Raw genomic sequence first — 17,919 nt, 5'->3', positions numbered from 1 at the left:
CCACCTGGAGCCAACATGAAGCACTTCAAGAACGCCGCGCGCATCGCGGCCATCACCGCGGTCGCAGCCTTCGGCCTCACCGCCTGCGTGGGTGGCGCTGAGACCACCACCACCGAGGCTGCGGCAGGAACCACAGGCCTGCCGCAGACCATCAAGGACGCTGGCAAAATACGGATCGGGTTGTCGCCCGACTTTCCTCCCATGGAGTTCCGCGACAGCGACAAGAAGCTGTCCGGCGTCGACATCGATCTGCAGCAAAAGCTGGGGGAGGTCCTCGGCGTCGAGATCGAAGTGGTCGAATCGCCCTTTGACCAGCTCATCAACTCTGTCCAGACGGGCCGCGTGGACCTGGTGATGTCCGGCATCTCGGACACGGCGGAACGGCAGAAGACCGCAGACTTTGTGGACTACTTCAAGTCCCAGGGCAGCCTGTACACCTCAGGTGCCCGTGCCGGTGAATTCACCAAGCAAAGCGATATCTGTGGCAAGAAGCTGGCAGTCAGTGGCAAGACCGACTATTTCGAGCAGGTCAAGACCTTGAGCAAGACCGTGTGCACGGACAACGGCTTGCCTGAATTGAGCATCCTGCCCACCGATTCCGGTGCTGCTGCCCGACTCCAGATCGAGCAGGGTCGTGTGGATCTTGCTGCCCAAGGCGGCGAGAACCTGGCTTACTTTGCCAAGACCGAGCCCGGAAAGTACGCGGCTGTGCTCGATCCGCTGCCGGCAAAGCCTTTCGGTGTGCTCATGCAGAAGGACAACACCCAGCTGGCCAACGCCGTGAAGGATGCCTTCGCCAAGATCATTGAAAGCGGCGACTACCAGAAGATCCTGGACAAGTGGGGCGTCGGCTACGGAGCCATGACTCCCGAAATCAACGGCGTCAAGTGAACCAAACCGCAGTTGTGAAGTCCGGGGCGGCGGTGTGGCCCGACGCAAAGCGGAGCGCCGTCGCCCTGGCCTTTGACCTTGACGGACCTACAGGTGATGCCATGCTGAAGGGCACCATCTGGGACAAGCCCGAGTACTTCAGCCTGGGTGCCTATGGTCCATGGCGCGCCCTGGACCGGATCCTCGGGCTATTGGACACCCACGGAATTCCCGCAACGTTCTTCACGCCGGCATGGGTGGTGCAAACGTGGCCGGAGCAGTGCCTGAGGATCGTTGAACAGGGCCACGAGATAGCCCACCACGGCTACAAACATGAAAAGTACTGGGATCTCACCACTGCCCGGCAACGGCAGGTTATTGACACCAGCCAGCGCATTTTCCACGATGTCCTGGGCACCACGGCAGTCGGCTTCCGGACGCCGTCCGGAGACTGGCGTCCGGAAACTCCGGCGCTGCTGGCCGACATGGGATTCCTCTATTCAAGCTCGATGCGCGGCGATGACCGTCCGTACTTCCACCCCGGCGGGAAACTCGTGGAGATCCCGGCGCGCTCGGATATGGACGACTACGCCTCGCTCGCCTACACCACCAACCCGGACTGGCCATCGGGCGGGGACCGCATTGCCAGCTACGACCTCACGCTGGACAACTGGACCCGGGAATTCGACGGTTACCACGCTGAAGGGCTCTGCCTTTCGACAATTTTCCACCCGAAAGTGGTGGGTAAGCCCGGGCGGGCAGCGTTGCTGGACCGCTGGATCCGGCACATGAAAGCGGCCGACGGCGTGTGGTTCAGTACGTGCCACGACGTCGCCGCATGGTGGCAGCAGACCCAGCAGCAGACCCAGCAGCCGACGCAGCAGCAGGCTCAGCCGGCAAAGAAGGAGGGCCGAACCAATGGCGAAGCAACCGCACGTTAGATGGCCCGGCGGGAAGCAGTGTGCCTTCGTCGTCACGGTCGGATTCGAAGCTGAACTTTCGGTCCTCGCGGCGGCGCCCGACGCCGTCGAGCGCGCAAAGAGCCTGTCGGTTGGACAGTACGGCGGGACGCGAGGCGTGGATCGCCTGCTGGCCGAGTTCGAGCGGACAGGCACCACGGCCAGTTGGTTCATTCCTGGAGCGAACCTCCGTACGTATCCGCGCCAGGCCGAGTCGATCGCGCACGCCGGACATGAGCTGGGCAACATGGGCTGGCACTTGGAAGACATGGGCCGGCAGTCGTTGGCGGAACAGCTGGACAGCATTGGCCGGGCGCAGGATGCTTTCGAATTCGGGCTGGGAGTCCGCCCCCAAGGCTTTCGAGCAGGGCGGGGATCGTATGCGGTCGGGCTGCCCCACGCGCTGCTGGACATGGGGTTCACATGGTCCTCGTCGTGGCACGGGGACGATATGCCCCATTTTCACGCCGCCGGTGCAGCTGGCCTGGTGGAAGTCCCTCGTCATCACGAACTGGATGATTACCCGTATTTCGTCTTCAACCTGGATCCGGCCATCCCCAAAGGCAGTCCGCGGATTGCCTCCAGCCGGGAGGTCCTGCGCAACTGGATCCTCGAATTCGATGCGTACCGGGCCGAGGGACTGTGCTTCGTGCTGACCCTCCACCCGGAAATCATTGCAACACCCGGTCGGATCGGGATGCTGCGTGAATTCCTGGACCACGTCCGCGCCCACGACGACGTCTGGCACGCCACCGGCGGCGAAGTGGCCACCTGGTGGCGTGAAGCCGGTGCTCCCAACGCGGCGGATCACCCCGCCGAGATCTTCCACGCATTGACCCTCGAAGGCAGGCCCGAATGACCATGGACACCACGGCGTCCGAACGACTCGCCGACTTCGTCACCACGCTGACACTCGGCGATGTCCCCGATTCCGCACAGCACCGCGCGAAGATCCACATCCTGGACACACTGGGCGCAGGCATCGCGGGGGCAGCTTCGCGTGAAGTTGCCATCAGTCGCTCCGCCTTGGCGGCAGCCTACGGAACGCCCGCAGCCGGAACCGGAGCCGCACTGTGGGGAACTCCGGTGGGCCTGCCCGTACTCGGTGCGGCGTTCGTGAACGGGGTTGCCTGCCACGCCTTCGAACTGGACGATTCCGGCGGGTGTGACCACTCCGGAGCTGTTGTGTTGCCCGCCGCGCTCGCGGCGGCTTCACTCCGTGGCAACGTCCGCCCCGGCGGCGACACCGGCACAACGGACGACGGCGGTGCTTACGTCAGCGGCGAAAGGCTCCTGCTCGCCGTCGTCAGTGGATATGAAGCAGCCCGGCGGGTCCAGGACGCGCTGGGTGGCTACGACGCGGTCAACAACGCCGGTTGGCACTCCACCGGCGTGTGCGGAACTTTTGGTGCGGCCGTGGCATCGGGGGTGGTTCTGGGGCTGGACGCTGCGCAGATGGTGTCTGCGATCGGCCTGGCCGGTTCGTTCACCGGCGGAACGTGGTCCTTCATCGGCGATGGCGCCATGTCCAAGCGCATGCACGTGGGCCGGGCCGCGGAGTCGGGCCTGAACAGCGCGCTCCTTGCCGGGGCGGGTTTCACGGGGCCTCGCGACCTGTTCTCCGCACCATGGGGAAGCTTCCTGCGCCTGTACGGGCAGGGCGGGGTTATCGATGAGGCCCGGCTGTACGAAACACTCGGCCACGAGTGGCAGATCGAAAGGGCTTCCATCAAGCCCTATGCCACGTGCCGCAGCACCCACTCGGCCATTGACGCTGTCCTTGACCTCAGGGAGCGACGCGGCATCACAGCGGATTCCGTCCGCAACATCACCGTTCGTACCAGCGCACTCATTGCGGACATGTGCGGGAAGGCCGACGTCGGTTCGCTGGTCTCAGCCCAGTTGAGCATGCAGTTTGCCCTGGCGGCGGCGGTCCTTCATGGTGCCGTCGGCTTGGACCACATCACTGAGCAGGGCAGGAGTGACCCCCGGCTAGTCGAACTCATGGGCCGGATTACCGTCGAGGTCGACCCGCTGCAGCAAGGTGGCTCTGCGGAACCGCAGCTGTTGGTGACAACGGAAACCGGGACGTTCGAGGTCCAAGCCGTGCGGGCGAAGGGCGCTCCAACCAACAGGCTTAGCGACGCCGAATCCATCGACAAGTTCATGGGCCTCGCCACCACCAGATTGCCGAAGTCCGTTGCAGCCAGCATCGCCGACCTCGTACTGGACCTGGAATCGACGGCGGATGTGGGCCCGCTGCTGAACCTGCTTGCGTCGAATGCGGAGCCCGTGCTGCTCAGTTAGGCATCCACGTGGCGGGCGCCAGCCCTGCGTCCGCCGGTGTCCGCCTGGCCGCCGGTCTCCGCCGGCCTTGAGTGGATCTCGCGTAACATCGTGGAAAACCGGACAACAATGCAGCTAGGGGGCGTCTTGCGCGCAACGGTCAAGGACGTCGCGCGCCGCGCTGGGGTGTCACCAAAAACGGTCTCGAATGTCATGAACGGAATCGTGCCGGTGAGCGGCCCCACGCGGCTCAGGGTAGAGCAGGCCATGCAGGAGCTCGACTATGTCCCGAACCTGTCCGCCCGCGGCCTGCGTAACGGGCGCTCGGGTGTCATCGCGTTGGCCTTGCCGGATCTGGCCACCCCCTTCTCAGCTGAGATAGCCCAGAACATTGTGGAAGTAGCCCACGAGCAGGGCTGGAGCGTCCAGATCGAGGAAACAGGTTCGGATCCGCAGCGCGAGCAGGAGCTGATGACCCGCGCGCGCTCCAACCTCATCGATGGGCTCATTCTCAATCCGGTGGTGCTGGATGAAAGCGCCGTGAAGGTCGGGGTGGCCTTGCCTCCGGTGGTCCTGTTGGGTGAGGTGACCCAGGAGCTTGCGGACAGGGTTTACGTGGACAGTTTCGCGGCGGCACGCGATATGACGCTTGCCCTGGCCAAGCCCGGACGCCGGCGTATTGCCGTGCTGGGCATCAACAAGGCCAGGCAGTCTGCCACCTCGATTCAACGGAGACAGGGTTACGAGGCTGCGCTTGAGGAGTTGGGGATCCCGCTGGATGAATCCTTGCTGATCTCCTGTGGTCAATGGACTCCTGGCTCCGCCGCCGAGTCCCTGATGCATTACCTGGAGTCCCACCCGCTGCCTGAGGCGTTGTTCTGCTTTACAGATTCCCTGGCCATTGGTGCCCTCAATGCACTGTGGAAGAAGGGCGTCCGCGTTCCTGACGAGATCGCGGTGGCCGGTTTCGACGATGTCATGGATGGGCGCTACGCGGTTCCCTCCCTGACCACAGTGTCTTTCGATAAACGAACCATCGCCACCGAAGCGCTGCGCCTCCTCACCGAGCGTATGGCGGACAGGGGCCAGGGACAACGTGTTGTCACCGTTGACTACAGCATTGTGGAACGGGACAGCAGCGGCGCCTGAAACGAGCGGTTCATTAAATTGTGCGCGCTAACAATTTTCTCTTGCCCCATCCATTACAACGATGTAATGTGAGACCTGCGTCACCCCGCCGCCGGGAAGCGGCTGGAGCGGGACGCGCCGGAACCGGAGCTTTGAGCATCACAAGCAACATGAAGTGACCTTTCAGCGGACCCATCCAAAGGAGTGACGGGTGAAGCAGTTCGAGTTTTTCGCCGGGAAGCAATTGTCCCGGAGACAGTTATTGACAGGAACGGCTGCCTTGGGCGGCGTCCTGGCAGCAGGCAGCCTCTCAGGCTGCGGAGGAAACGCCCAAGCGGCCGCGGTACAGGACATCGGGTTCTGGCACCTGTTGTCAGGCGGCGACGGCATCAAGATGCAGGCCATGATCAACAGTGCCAACCAGGCCAACCCCGGCTTCAAGGTTCAGCCCACGGTGTTGGCTTGGGGTCCTCCGTACTACACCAAGTTGGCCATGGCCTCGGCTGGTGGACGTCCGCCGGAAGTCGCCATCATGCACGCCAGCCGGGTGCCCGGATATGCGCCAGGCGGGCTGATCGATCCGTGGGACCTGGACCTGCTTGCCGAGCACGGGGTAACCGGAGACAACTTTGCGCCGCGCATTTGGGAGAAGAGCCAACAGAACGGCAAAGTGTTCTCCATTGCCTTGGATTCGCACCCTTTCGTCATGTTCTACAACACCGACGTCGCAGGTAAAGCCGGGGTCCTGGGAAGCAACGGCCAACTCCAAGAGGCAACTTCTCCTCAGGAGTTCAAGGACATGGCCAAGGAAATGCAGCAGGTCACCAAGGCCCACGGCCTGTCCTTCGGCTACCTCGGCAGTGGATCCCAGATGTGGCGCCTGTTCTACACGCTTTACAAGCAGCATGGCGCTGACATGGAACTGACGCCTGGGCAGCCAATGAAGGTGGACCGTGATGCAGCGATCGAGTCCCTCGACTTCATGGCCTCCCTCTTTGATGACACCATCGCGGCAAAGAGCGGCGACATCGGCACCGGAATCGCCGAGTTCGCGCGCGGCGACTCCGGGATGCTGTTCAGCGGCGTCTGGGAGCTGCCAACCCTCAAAAAGGCAGGCTTGCCCGTTGACGCCGCAACCATCCCCACGCTGTATGGAACCCCAGCCTCGTACGCGGATTCGCACTCGTTCGTGCTGCCGCGGCAGTTGAACCTCAACGAGGAGAAACGGCGGGACGTCTACAAGTTCGTCAGTGACGTCCTCAAGGGTTCGCTGTCCTGGGCAGAGGCCGGCCACATTCCCGCATACCAGCCCGTGGTGCAATCACAGGCCTACCGCGATCTCACGCCACAAATCCACTACGCCAATGCGGCCGACATCATTGCCTACGATCCCGAAGCCTGGTTTAGCGGCTCGGGCTCTGACTGGCAGACCTACTTTGCGGAGAACGTCCAGAACGTGCTCCTCGGACGGGACAAGGCGGCCGCTGGTTGGGACGCTTTCGAACACCGCACCAACACCCTTCTTTCCCGGCCCAACCCGGTCTAACGGCACCGAGCGACAAAGGAGTCCTTCATGAGTTCTTCACTAGCGTCCCGGCGCAGCACCACCGGGACAAACACCCGCAAGCCGGAGACCACCACGGCGAGCCAACGCCGCCGTCCTTCACAAGGCCGCACGCGCAACAACCTGAGCGGCTGGGGATTTGCCACGCCGTTCCTGGTCTTCTTCCTTGTTTTCCTGGTGTGGCCCATCCTGTACGGGGTCTACATGAGCCTGACGGGCAAGTCCCTGACCGGCGCCAATGACAGCCTGATTGGCTTCGCGAACTACGCCGAAGCCTTGGCCGACGCCGATATGTGGCGCTCCCTGGGGAACACGCTCTACTTCACCGTCATCAGCACCGTCCCACTGGTCCTCGTGGCGTTGGTGATGGCAGCCCTGCTGAATGTGGGGCTTCCGGCCCAGTGGCTCTGGCGGCTTTCCTACTTTGCACCGTACCTGCTGGCCTCAACCGTGGTCTCATTGTTCTTCACCTGGATGTACAACCCGCAGCTGGGCCTCATCAACGACTTCCTGTCCAAGATCGGCCTCCCGAAGGTCGCCTGGCTGAACGACCCCAACGTGGCCATGTGGGCGATCGTGATCGCCACGCTCTGGTGGACGGTAGGGTTCAACTTCCTGCTGTACCTGGCGGCGATGCAGAACATCCCGGCCCAGCATTACGAGGCAGCGTCGCTGGACGGTGCGGGAGCGTGGCGTCAGTTCTTCTCCATCACGTTGCCGCAGCTCACCCCCACCACCGTGATGATCGTGCTCCTGCAGATCCTGGCATCCCTGAAGATTTTCGATCAGGTGTACCAGATGACGGCCGGCGGACCGGGCGGCGCAACCAGACCCGTGGTCCAGTACATCTTCGAAACCGGGTTCACCGGCTACCGGCTGGGTTACTCAGCAGCCATCTCCTACATCTTCTTCGGACTGATCGTACTGGTCTCAGTCATGCAGTTCGTCATCACCCGCCGCAGGAGTGCATAACCATGGCAACCCCTACCCTCACCCGTCCCACCCGCCCCGGCACAAGTTCCCAGCCCATCAGACATCCACGCAAGAAGATGTCCGCCGGCAAGATCGCCGCCGTCGTGGTGGCCGCGTTCATCGCAGTCCTGTGGCTTATCCCTTTCGCCTGGGCCACCGCCACCGCTTTCAAAACCGAGACGGATGCCGCATCTCCAAAGGTCAGTTGGCTGCCGCCGTCTGGCTTTACTCCTGAAGCGTTCGTCAAGGTATTCCAGGACGGCAACATCCCACTGTGGACCTGGAACTCGCTGTACACCTCGGTGGCCATCACAGCGACCACGCTGGTGATCTCGGCGCTCGTGGCCTACGCCTTGTCCCGGATCGACTTCAAGGGTAAGAAGGTGCTGATGACGGTGATCATCGCGTCCATCATCATCCCGCCGCCGGTGCTCATCATTCCGCTGTTCTACCAAATGCTCGCGCTGAACCTGATCGATACGTCGTGGGCCATCATCCTTCCGCAAGTGATCCACCCAGCCATGGTGTTCGTTTTGAAGAAGTTCTTCGACCAGATTCCCCGTGAACTTGAAGAAGCCGCGGTGATGGATGGCGCCAGCAGGATGCGGATCTTTACCCAAATCATCCTGCCGCTATCCCGGCCCATCCTGGCCGCCGTCGCCATCTTCGTGTTCATCGGTGCGTGGAACAACTTCCTGTGGCCGTTCATCGCCACCAACGACGGCTCCCTGCTGACCCTTCCGGTCGGACTGCAGACCATCAAGAGCGCCTACGGCATCCAGTACGCGCAGAACATGGCGTCCGCGCTGCTGGCGGCGCTGCCGCTCATCCTCGTCTTCCTGTTCTTCCAGCGCCAGATCATCAAGGGCGTTGCGACGACGGGACTCGCCGGGACCTGATCCGGCCGCTTTTCACACATCACAAGACCTGAAAAACAACCAAGGAGATACATGTCCCGCGCACGCATCACCCTCGACCGCGACTTCACCATCGGGGAGGTACCCCGCCGCCTGTTCGGCTCCTTCGTGGAGCATATGGGCCGCTGCGTCTACACCGGCATTTACGAGCCCGGCCACCCCGAGGCCGACGAGAATGGCTTCCGCCAGGACGTCATGAAGCTCGTCAAGGAACTCGGAGCCACCGTGATCCGCTACCCGGGCGGCAACTTCGTCTCCGGTTACAACTGGGAGGACGGCATCGGCCCGCGCGAAACCCGGCCCCGCCGCCTGGACGGTGCCTGGCACACCGTGGAGACCAACGCGTTCGGCCTGCACGAGTTCGTGGACTGGTCCAAACAGGCCGGCACGGAAATCATGGAAGCCATCAACCTGGGCACCAGGGGAGTGGACGCGGCCCGCGAGATCGTGGAGTACGCCAACCACCCGGGTGGCTCCTACTGGTCGGACCTGCGGGCCAAGAACGGCCATAAGGACCCGTTCAACATCAAGCTGTGGTGCCTGGGCAACGAAATGGACGGGCCGTGGCAGATCGGCCACAAGACCGCTGACGAATACGGCCGCCTGGCGCAGGAAGCCGCGAAAGCCATGCGATTCGTAGACCCGGATCTTGAACTGGTGGCCTGCGGCAGCTCAAGCTCGGGCATGCCGACGTTCGGTGCCTGGGAGCAGACCGTACTGACACACACCTACGACGAGGTGGACTACGTGTCCCTCCACGCGTACTACCAGGAGCACGAAGGCGATGTCGGCAGCTTCCTGGCCACCGCCGTCGACACCGATTACTTCATTGAGTCCGTGATTGCTACGGCGGACGCCGTCCGCGCCAAAGGCAAGCACAAGAAGCACATCAACCTGTCCTTCGACGAATGGAACGTTTGGTACCAGCGAGGCCTGGATACCGAAGACCAGCCGCACAACGTGGCCAAGGCGGGCTGGCGCGAGCACCCGCGCATCATCGAGGACAAGTACAACGTGACGGACGCAGTGGTGGTTGGAACCCTGCTGAACTCGCTGCTGCGCCACGGTGACCGCGTGAAGATCGCCAACCAGGCGCAGCTGGTCAACGTGATCGCGCCGATCCTTTCGGAGGAGAACGGGCCTGCATGGAAGCAGACCATCTTCCACCCGTTCGCCCGCATGGCTGAGCTCGCCAAGGGCCAGATCCTGCGGCTGTCCGTGGACTCGGACAAGTACGAGAATGCCAAGTTTGGTGGCACGGACTTGGTGGATGTCAGCGCAACGTGGAACGAGGAAACCGGTCGCGTGGCACTCTTCTTCGCTAACCGCGGCCTTGAAGAAGCGGCCGACGTCGAGGTCGCCCTCCGCGGTTTCGACGCCCGCAAGGTGGTCCGCGCCGAGGTCCTGGAGATCCCCGAGGGCGGCGACCGCTTCACCACCAACACGCAGGACCAGCCCGGTCGCGTGGGACTCAAGCCACTGGAAGGCGCCAAGGCGAGCGGCTCCGAGCTGCGGGTGACGCTGCCCGCACTGTCCTGGGCCGTCGTCGAGCTCGATGTTGTGAAAGCCTAGCGCCGTACCCAACTGAGTCGCAGTAGTGCGCGTTATGAACGTTCATAACGCGCTCTGCTGCGACTTACTTGGGTGATCGTACGACGGCGGGGGCTACTTAGATTGCGCAGCCGTCGGGACCGCAGGCCTCGGCGTCGGAGGCGCCCACCGGGATCAGCGGCTTGGCTTCCTGCCATGCCTGCTCAAGGGCCTGGCTGAAGAGCTCGGCGGGCTGGGCACCGGAGATGCCGTACTTGCGGTCGATCACGAAGAAGGGGACGCCGGAAACGCCGATGGCGCGGGCCTCGTTGATATCGTCGTTGACGGAATCGGCGTACTTGTCCGTGGTGAAAAGCTCGGCGACCTCGTCCGCGGGCAAGCCCAGCGTGGTGCCGAGTGCCGTCAGATATTCACGGCTGCCGATGTCCTTGCCGTGCTCAAAATGGTCGCTCAGCAGCTGTTCCTTGGCGGCATCCTGGCGGCCGTGCGTGGCGGCCAGGTGGATGAGGCGGTGCGCGGTGAAGCTGTTGGCCACTACAACGGTGTCGAACCGGTAGTTGAGGCCTTCGCCCTTGGCGGTTTCCGTCACGTGGCCAAACATCTGCTTGACCTGCTCCGGGGCCATGCCCTTGCGCCTGCTCAGGTAGTCCAGTTCCGTGCCGTCGTAGTGCTCGGGGACTGAGGGGTCCAGCTGGTAGCTCTTCCACTCCACCTCCACGGAATCGCGGTGCGGGAATTGGGCCAGGGCAGTTTCAAAGCGGCGCTTGCCGATGTAGCACCACGGGCACGCGACGTCGGACCAGATCTCAATCTTCATGGTTTCGTCAACCGGCTTGCGGGGCGGGGCATTCCGGGAAGGGGCTGTTAGATTCCTCACCCATTGCCGGGTGGGCTGTCCAAGAATACTGTAGATAGAGGTTGTGCAGTCAGCCGTCGGGTTGGGGGTTGTGCGCGGAGGCCCCAGCATGCGCATCGGACTCATCGTTGGACCATGGTTTACTGTGCCGCCGGAAAGATACGGTGGCACAGAGCGTGTAGTGGACGAGTTGGCACGTGCCCTCGCTGGAGCCGGTCATGAGGTGCTTCTCGCTACGGCATCGGACAGTACCTGTCCAGTACCACAAGTTCCAGGTTTCGGACCCAGCGAGCCCGACGGGCTCGGCTTCACCTTGAGTGAGCTGAGCCATGTGATCAAGGCCTACGACGGGATGCGGAACGTGGACATCATCCACGACCACACCTTGGCCGGGCCGCTATACGCCCACCGCCCCCAGGACATCCCAGTGGTGACCACCATCCACGGACAGCTGACCGCACAGTCGGCCGGACTCTACCGCGACATGGCCCGTAACACCTCCGTCATCGCCATCTCCCACAACCAGCGCAGCATGGTCCCGGACCTGCCCGTCTCGGCAGTCATCCATCACGGAATCGACCCCACCTCCATCGCCGTGGGTGCCGGGTCTGGTGGCTACGCGTGCTTTGTTGGCCGCATGTGCCCGGACAAGGGCCTCATGGAAGCGGTGCACGTGGCCCGGCAGGCTGGTGTGCCCCTGCGTATCGCAGCAAAAATGCACGCCCCGGATGAACGACGTTATTTCCACGACGTGGTGCAACCGTTCCTCGGCCCCAATGAGGACTTCCTGGGCGAGTTGTCCGATCCTGAGAAGTTCGAACTGATGGGTGATGCGATAGCCCTGCTCAACCCCATCCAATGGACTGAGCCCTTCGGATTGGTGATGATCGAGGCCCTGGCCACAGGAACCCCCGTGGTGGCCACGCCGAGGGGAGCTGCTCCGGAAATCGTCCATCACGGGCTCACCGGTTTCCTGGCGCCGGTACAGGAATTAGCCGCTTTCGTTGAAGCGGCTGCCCGGCTGGATCGCGCCGATTGCCGCCGCTCAGTAGAGGAATACTTCAACGCCGGGCGGATGGCAGCGGATCATCTGGAACTATATGCGCAGGTCATCGAACAATTCCGGGCAAAAGGGGTTCCGGCCGCTGGGCTGTTGGAAGAGAATCAAAGGCAGGCCCTGTAGCCGCGCTGCGGAGGTCTTCATAGCCAGGAAACAGTTCGTGGAGGGGCCCGCCGCACATGACCGCATGGAACGCTGACACGGAAGCCGGCGCGTCCGAGCTTGGTGCCGTCACCGTCGTCGAAGGTTCTTCCTTCTGTATTTCGGCGCACAGCGGCGACGTCCACGCCGGTGGCTCCCAAGGAGCGTACTACCAGGACACCCGGATCGTTTCGCACTGGATCCTGAAGATCAACGGTGCCCTGCGCGAGCCGTTGGTGGCGCGCAATCCCACGGCATTCAGGGCCGAATTCGTGGGCCGTGCTGCGTCAGCGGATGGGCGTTTCGAAAGTCCGCTGGTAGTGCAGCACCAGCGGCATGTGGGTTCCGGCCTGCGCGATGACATCACCATCCGGAACTACTCCGGCCAGACCTCAACGTGCGAGATCGAACTGCGGATCGACGCCGATCTCGCTGACTTGTTCGACGTCAAAGGCGGGCGGGCCAACAGTGCGGAAACACCGGTGAAGAAGGTCCACAAAAACGAACTGCACATCGAAGCCGCACACCCCAGCGGGCAGCGGCGTGGCGTAGCGTTCCGGGCGTCGGGGGCGAAAGTCAGCAAGGACGGACTGAGCTTCCACGTCAGAATCCCTGCCCGCAGCCAATGGTCCACCAGCATCATCGCCATCCCACTGACCAACGGTGAAGCGCCCGACGAGCCATTCACCGAAACCACCGCGCTGCACCACACCACCGGGGTTCGGCGGCACCTCGCATGGGAGGAACACGTTCCCCGGATCTCCGTCACGGACAAGAACGTGGAGGAGGTCCTGGCACGGAGCCAAAGCGACCTAGGCTCGCTGCGGATCTTCGACCCCGAGCACCCCGACCGTGCCGCCGTGGCTGCAGGGGCACCGTGGTTCATGGCCTTGTTCGGCCGGGATTCGATCCTGGCCTCCTACATGTCGCTCATGGTGGACCCCAACCTGGCCGCCGGGACGCTGCAGACCCTGGCCGGGCTCCAAGGCAGCAAAGTGGACGTCGATTCGGAAGAAGAACCTGGCCGGATGCCGCACGAGGTCCGGCTCGGCATCACCGCCGGGCTGTCCCTGGGTGGGACCGCGTACTACGGGACGGCAGACGCCACTCCGTTGTTCGTTTCACTGCTCAGCGAGCTCAGCCGGTGGGGTTTGGGCTCAGACATCATCGATTCCCTGCTGCCGCACGCAGACCGTGCCATCGCCTGGATGGAGGAGTACGGAGACCGGGACGGCGACGGTTTCCTGGAATACCAGCGCCCCAACGAGCACGGCCTGGTGAACCAAGGCTGGAAGGACTCTTGGGACGGCATCAACTTTGCCGACGGCCGGATGGCTGAAACACCGATTGCCCTGTGTGAGGTCCAGGCCTACGCCTATGCGGCCTACGTGGGCCGCTCACTGTTGGCGCGCGCGGCGGGCGATACCGCCGTCGAACGTCGTTGCGCCGACCGGGCAGCGGCACTCAAGGAAGCCTTCAACGAGACGTTCTGGCTGCCGGAAAAGGGCTACTTTGCGCTGGCACTGGACAAGGACAAGAAGCCCGTGGACTCGTGCGCGTCCAATATGGGGCACTGCCTGTGGGTGGGGATCGTGGACGAGGACAAGGCGCCGCTGGTGGCGGAGCGGCTCATGTCCCCGGAGATGTTCACCGGGTGGGGCATCCGAACACTGGCCTCGGACATGGGCGCCTACAACCCCGTCAGCTACCACAACGGCTCCGTCTGGCCGCACGATACCGCGCTCGCCGCCACCGGACTCATGCGGTACGGCTTCGTGAAGGAAGCCAACCGCGTTGCGAGCGGATTGTTCGACGCCGCCGAACACTTTGGCGGCCAGCTCCCCGAGCTTTTCTGCGGCTTTGACCGTGGCGATTTTGCGGAGCCGGTCCCGTACCCGACGGCGTGTTCCCCGCAAGCGTGGGCGGCTGCAGCGCCCGTACAACTCGCCCGGATCCTGCTGCGGTTCGATCCCGACTTTACCCGGAACGTGCTGCATCTGGCGCCGATCCTGCCGGACTCCTTCGGATCGTTCCGCGCGGACAACGTGCTGCTGGGGCGCTCGCGGATTACGGTTCAGGCTACCGGTTCTTCGGGCAGCGTTACGGGGGCCCCGGCCGGGCTGGAACTCCGCTCTGATCCGCGGCCGCCGTTGACGGGGGACTTGTTTGGTTAGGCGTTAGAGGGTGTGCTCCAGGACGAAGTCATGCTCCACGGTGTCGCCCAGAGTAAACGACTTGGTCCCGACGCGTTCAAAGCCGCTCTTCTCATAGAAACGGATGGCCTTCGCGTTCTCGCTGTTCACGCCGAGCCAGAGTCCGGCTGCGCCCTTGTCCGCCGCATGGGCGATGGATGCCTGCATGAGCCGGGCCGCAGCTCCCTTGCCATGGTGCTCGGGATGGACCTAGCACTTGCTCAGTTCCGTAGAGGGAAGCGCAGAGAGAACGGACGCGACGTCGGGATCGCTTGCCGGCTTGGCAATCAGCATGGTGTACCCGGTGAGCTGACCGTCGTCGTCGAGCACCAGGATGGTGATGTTCGCATCGGCGAGGTAATCAACAAAGTTGGCCTCGCTGAGTGTCTTGGCGATGTGGGCCTCGATGTCCTTCATGGACGATCCCGGCGGGCAAGCCAGCGGGAAGGTGATGGCGGCAAGCTCAGCCAGCTTCCCGGCGTCGTTCGTCGTGGCGGTGCGGATGGTCTCAGTCATGTGGTCCCCCCGGGAGTTTGTGTTCAGGTGGAGTGCTGGCCCGTTCGGTCAGTTGAGGGCTAAGAAGCGTCTGGAAGCTGGCTGTCTTCTCGTCGTTCAGGCTCCTCACCAGATGGCCAACGGCCAGCTGGGCGAGTTCGCGGTGATTCACGGAAAAGGTCGTCAATGCGGGGTGGCAAGTGCGTGCGCCACCATCGCTGCTGTTCAGGCCAATGATTGACAGATCCTCCGGGATGCGTAGCCCGTCACTCATGGCAGCAGCCAGAAAGCCCGGAACGGCAGCCTCATTGAAGGTCAGCAAAGCGGTCATGTCCGATACCTCGGTGCGGATGGTGCGGTAAATATCCCAGCCGCCGTCAAAGGTTGCAGGTGCCGGGAACACCGAAACGTCCATGCCCTTGGCTTCGGCGGCTCTTAAGACAGCCGCGCGCATTTTGACCGTGGGACCGTGCCCGGCCTCCAATTCCCAATCGGGCCGCGTCAAGTATGCGCAACGGGTGTGGCCACGCTCTGCTGCAAAGTCGATCGCCATTTCACCGATCGCTTCAAAATCGCTGTCGACAAAAGCCTGTCGTTGTTCGCCCGTAGTGCGGCCGATCGTGATGAAGGGCATCTTCGTGTCGAGGAGGAACTGGACCCTGGGGTCGAAGGTTCTCACTTCCATGAGCACCACGCCTTCTACAATGCCTTGGTTGATGACCTTCTTCAGTTCTTCGACGTCATCTGCGCCGTAGGGCCACAGCAGCAGTTGGTACCCTTCCGTGCGTGCCTGCTCGGACGCAGCTTGGATGTACTCAAAGTCCGTGAGGTTGAAGCCTGCCTGACCGATGGGGAAAATCAAGGCGATAATCCCGGTCCGTTTGCCAGCCAGTCCTTGAGCAAAGACGTTCGGCGTGTAGTGGAGCGCCTGCATGGCTTCCAAGACTCTTTGGCGGGTCTGCTCCGAAATCGGCCTTTCGCCGCTCAGCACGTAGGAGACGGTACTTCGGGAGACGCCAGCGGCACGGGCAACGTCTGCCATAGTGGCCAAGCCGGTCTCCTCCCATGTTGCTGTGTGACTTCCGGTAGCCAGCATAGACCCTCTGCTGTGCGCGCTGGATGGGTCCGTCCCACGGGGAAGGCGGCAGGAGACCGCTCGAGGGCCAGCCGGCGCAGGGAACTTTTCAGCCGCGCAGGAGTCGTCGGTCAACTGTCCTCCCTGAATCCGGTAAGCCGCCACATGCCGGAATATTGATCGAGTGCCAGATCCATGACGGCGAAAACCAAGGTGCCACTGCGGCGAACCACCAGTTGCCATTCCAACCGCTGAGCAGCGTGGCCGCCTTGGTTTGCAGGGCGTTCCTGCTGGTCTCGGGACCACGGGTCGCGTCGGTCCACGGAATTTGGGTCAACTGTCCAGAGGATGCCTTCGTGGCGCACCGCCAGCGGGAGTCCTCTTTCATTGAAGCGGATTTGGACTTCTTGTCCGTCTCCGTTTCCTGGCTTCGGACCGGCCATTGATGGGTGTCCTTCGCCCGTCATGTGTCGTACGGGCCAGCGGCGGTGTGTATTAACTGCGAGTCGTGTCCGCTGGCCGTGGGAATGTGCTGGCCTTTGCTGACTACCGTCAACCCTGAATCGGTGACGGTATAGCCTCGTCGCCGGTCGTAGTTCGGATCAAGTCCAATGGCAACACCAGCCGGAACACAGACGTTCTTGTCGATGATGGCCCGCTGGATGACTGCCCGTTCGCCAATAACCACACCATCCAGAAGAACGGAGTCGCTGATGTGTGCCCCGGCCGAGACGAAGATATCGTGCGAGAGGACCGAGTTCCGCACCGTGCCTCCCGAAATGATGGCGCCACTGGAGATCATGGAACCGATGGCCTTTCCATGGCTGCCGTCCGCGCCCCGGACCAGTTTCACGGGCGGTGAAATGCGCTGGCGGGTGTAGACAGGCCACCGGGCATTGTGAATGGTGAAAATGGGCGTGGGAGAGATGAGGTCCATATGGGCCTCGTAGTAGGAATCGATGGTGCCAACGTCGCGCCAATAGTTACGGTCGCGGATGCTCGATCCCGGTACATCGTTGTCGGAATAGTCGTGCACGTACGCCTCACCACGCTCAACGAAATAGGGAATGATGTCCCCGCCCATGTCATGCCGGGTGTCCTGCCGGGCGGCGTCGTGTTGCAACGCGTCCACCAGTGCATCGGTGCTGAAAACGTAGTTGCCCATCGACGCCAGTCGATCAGCCGATAACCGCCGGCAAACGGAACGGCTGGTTTGGCACGGTCAGCTGTCAAAGGCATGAGTCTCTTGCCTTCACCACCGGCCAGGACGATCGCCAGGACTTTCTCTCGCACATCAATTCCTTTCCTCTTTGGGCACTGAACCTGCGCGGTGCCCGCGTATTCACCGCCACGTAGGCTCTGGTGCCTGATGTGGGGTTTGGGGGCCGCCCCCGCCGGGAGTTCACCAGCAGCGGGGGCAGCAGCTTGTTAGGCGTTGGCGATCAGTCCGAGTTCGGCTTTTGATGCCAGTGCCGAGTGCTTGGGGAACACGCGGACGGTGTAGCCGAACGAACCCGGACGGTCCACGGTCAGCGATCCGCTGAAGAGGTGCCGGCCACCATCGAGGATCTCGGTTGCGTCCAACTCAACTGTGGCAACGTTCTCGAGTTCGTCGGTTTCTTCGGCGCGGCCGAAGGCTACTTCGACGGTGACGTCGTCGGGGGTGAGGTTGTTGAGGGCGATGTAGGCGTTGACTTGGAGGGTGTCGCCTACTTGGGGTTCTTCGGAGACGCCTACGGAGTCGACGTGTTCCACCACGACCTGTGGCCAGGCGTTGCGGATTTTGGTGGTCCAGGCGGCGAGTTCCTTGGCTTCTTTGAATGCTTCGGCGGTGGCCCGGCGTCCGGATTTGG

Annotated in this window: 14 protein-coding genes and 4 pseudogenes; 11 read left to right on the top strand and 7 right to left on the bottom strand. The window is 62.8% G+C overall.

What is annotated here, in order from left to right:
- The first annotated feature begins 15 nt into the window (after window positions 1-15).
- The 9 genes from ACIQC5_RS07820 to ACIQC5_RS07780 all read left to right on the top strand — a co-directional run bounded on the left by ACIQC5_RS07820 (window position 16) and on the right by ACIQC5_RS07780 (window position 10,268).
- Complete coding sequence (locus tag ACIQC5_RS07820) at window positions 16-891, top strand: ABC transporter substrate-binding protein (RefSeq protein WP_400280205.1); 876 nt, start codon at window positions 16-18, stop codon at window positions 889-891.
- The gene (locus ACIQC5_RS07815) at window positions 888-1,811 is read left to right on the top strand and encodes a polysaccharide deacetylase (RefSeq protein WP_400280203.1); all 924 of its coding nucleotides are present in this window, start codon (window positions 888-890) and stop codon (window positions 1,809-1,811) included. Before ACIQC5_RS07820 ends, ACIQC5_RS07815 begins: the two co-directional genes overlap by 4 nt.
- Window positions 1,789-2,688, top strand: a complete 900-nt coding sequence (locus ACIQC5_RS07810) for a polysaccharide deacetylase (RefSeq protein WP_400280201.1) — start codon at window positions 1,789-1,791, stop codon at window positions 2,686-2,688. Before ACIQC5_RS07815 ends, ACIQC5_RS07810 begins: the two co-directional genes overlap by 23 nt.
- Complete coding sequence (locus tag ACIQC5_RS07805; RefSeq protein ID WP_400280199.1) at window positions 2,685-4,136, top strand: MmgE/PrpD family protein; 1,452 nt, start codon at window positions 2,685-2,687, stop codon at window positions 4,134-4,136. Before ACIQC5_RS07810 ends, ACIQC5_RS07805 begins: the two co-directional genes overlap by 4 nt.
- Before the next feature lie 126 nt (window positions 4,137-4,262).
- Window positions 4,263-5,264, top strand: coding sequence for a LacI family DNA-binding transcriptional regulator (locus tag ACIQC5_RS07800; protein ID WP_400280197.1), 1,002 nt, complete (start codon window positions 4,263-4,265; stop codon window positions 5,262-5,264).
- A gap of 190 nt (window positions 5,265-5,454) precedes the next feature.
- Complete coding sequence (locus ACIQC5_RS07795) at window positions 5,455-6,789, top strand: extracellular solute-binding protein (protein WP_400280195.1); 1,335 nt, start codon at window positions 5,455-5,457, stop codon at window positions 6,787-6,789.
- Window positions 6,790-6,816: 27 nt separating this feature from the next.
- Window positions 6,817-7,779, top strand: a complete 963-nt coding sequence (locus ACIQC5_RS07790) for a carbohydrate ABC transporter permease (protein WP_400280193.1) — start codon at window positions 6,817-6,819, stop codon at window positions 7,777-7,779.
- A 2-nt stretch (window positions 7,780-7,781) separates the two neighbouring features.
- Window positions 7,782-8,678 carry a carbohydrate ABC transporter permease gene (locus ACIQC5_RS07785; RefSeq protein ID WP_400280191.1) on the top strand — a complete coding sequence of 299 codons (897 nt, stop codon included), beginning with the start codon at window positions 7,782-7,784 and terminating at the stop codon, window positions 8,676-8,678.
- Between the two features lie 51 nt (window positions 8,679-8,729).
- On the top strand, window positions 8,730-10,268 hold the full coding sequence (locus ACIQC5_RS07780) for an alpha-N-arabinofuranosidase (protein ID WP_400280189.1): 1,539 nt from the start codon (window positions 8,730-8,732) through the stop codon (window positions 10,266-10,268).
- A gap of 97 nt (window positions 10,269-10,365) precedes the next feature.
- On the opposite strand, the gene ACIQC5_RS07775 is transcribed toward ACIQC5_RS07780, so the two are convergent.
- The gene (locus ACIQC5_RS07775; protein ID WP_400280187.1) at window positions 10,366-11,064 is read right to left on the bottom strand and encodes a DsbA family oxidoreductase; all 699 of its coding nucleotides are present in this window, start codon (window positions 11,062-11,064) and stop codon (window positions 10,366-10,368) included.
- A 148-nt stretch (window positions 11,065-11,212) separates the two neighbouring features.
- On the opposite strand from ACIQC5_RS07775, the gene ACIQC5_RS07770 reads away from it, so the two are divergent.
- Together ACIQC5_RS07770 and ACIQC5_RS07765 are read left to right on the top strand one after the other, a co-directional pair.
- Window positions 11,213-12,286 (top strand): glycosyltransferase family 4 protein, encoded by a 1,074-nt coding sequence (locus ACIQC5_RS07770; protein WP_400280185.1) that lies wholly within the window; start codon window positions 11,213-11,215, stop codon window positions 12,284-12,286.
- A gap of 56 nt (window positions 12,287-12,342) precedes the next feature.
- Window positions 12,343-14,478, top strand: coding sequence for a glycogen debranching N-terminal domain-containing protein (locus ACIQC5_RS07765; protein WP_400280183.1), 2,136 nt, complete (start codon window positions 12,343-12,345; stop codon window positions 14,476-14,478).
- Between the two features lie 3 nt (window positions 14,479-14,481).
- Here ACIQC5_RS07765 and ACIQC5_RS07760 read toward each other — a convergent pair.
- From ACIQC5_RS07760 to ACIQC5_RS07735, 6 genes and pseudogenes are all read right to left on the bottom strand, one after another.
- Window positions 14,482-15,012, bottom strand: a pseudogene (locus ACIQC5_RS07760) (GNAT family N-acetyltransferase).
- Window positions 15,005-16,033 carry a LacI family DNA-binding transcriptional regulator gene (locus ACIQC5_RS07755; RefSeq protein WP_400280871.1) on the bottom strand — a complete coding sequence of 343 codons (1,029 nt, stop codon included), beginning with the start codon at window positions 16,031-16,033 and terminating at the stop codon, window positions 15,005-15,007. The pseudogene ACIQC5_RS07760 and the gene ACIQC5_RS07755 overlap by 8 nt, the downstream one beginning before the upstream one ends.
- 164 nt (window positions 16,034-16,197) lie before the next feature.
- Window positions 16,198-16,509: a hypothetical protein gene (locus tag ACIQC5_RS07750; protein WP_400280181.1), complete on the bottom strand. Its 312-nt coding sequence runs from the start codon at window positions 16,507-16,509 to the stop codon at window positions 16,198-16,200.
- Window positions 16,510-16,529: 20 nt separating this feature from the next.
- A pseudogene (locus ACIQC5_RS07745) lies at window positions 16,530-17,240 on the bottom strand (sugar phosphate nucleotidyltransferase); the annotation flags it as partial.
- An 18-nt stretch (window positions 17,241-17,258) separates the two neighbouring features.
- Window positions 17,259-17,359 (bottom strand): annotated as a pseudogene (locus tag ACIQC5_RS07740) (sugar phosphate nucleotidyltransferase); the annotation flags it as partial.
- 135 nt (window positions 17,360-17,494) lie between these two features.
- Window positions 17,495-17,919: pseudogene (locus ACIQC5_RS07735) on the bottom strand (DUF3417 domain-containing protein); the annotation flags it as partial.

Origin of the sequence: Paenarthrobacter sp. NPDC092416 (assembly GCF_044755025.1) — a bacterium.
Taxonomy (GTDB): Bacteria; Actinomycetota; Actinomycetes; order Actinomycetales; family Micrococcaceae; genus Arthrobacter.
The sequence above is the reverse complement of the archived record's forward strand: the minus strand, read 5'-3'. Positions and strand labels throughout refer to the sequence as shown.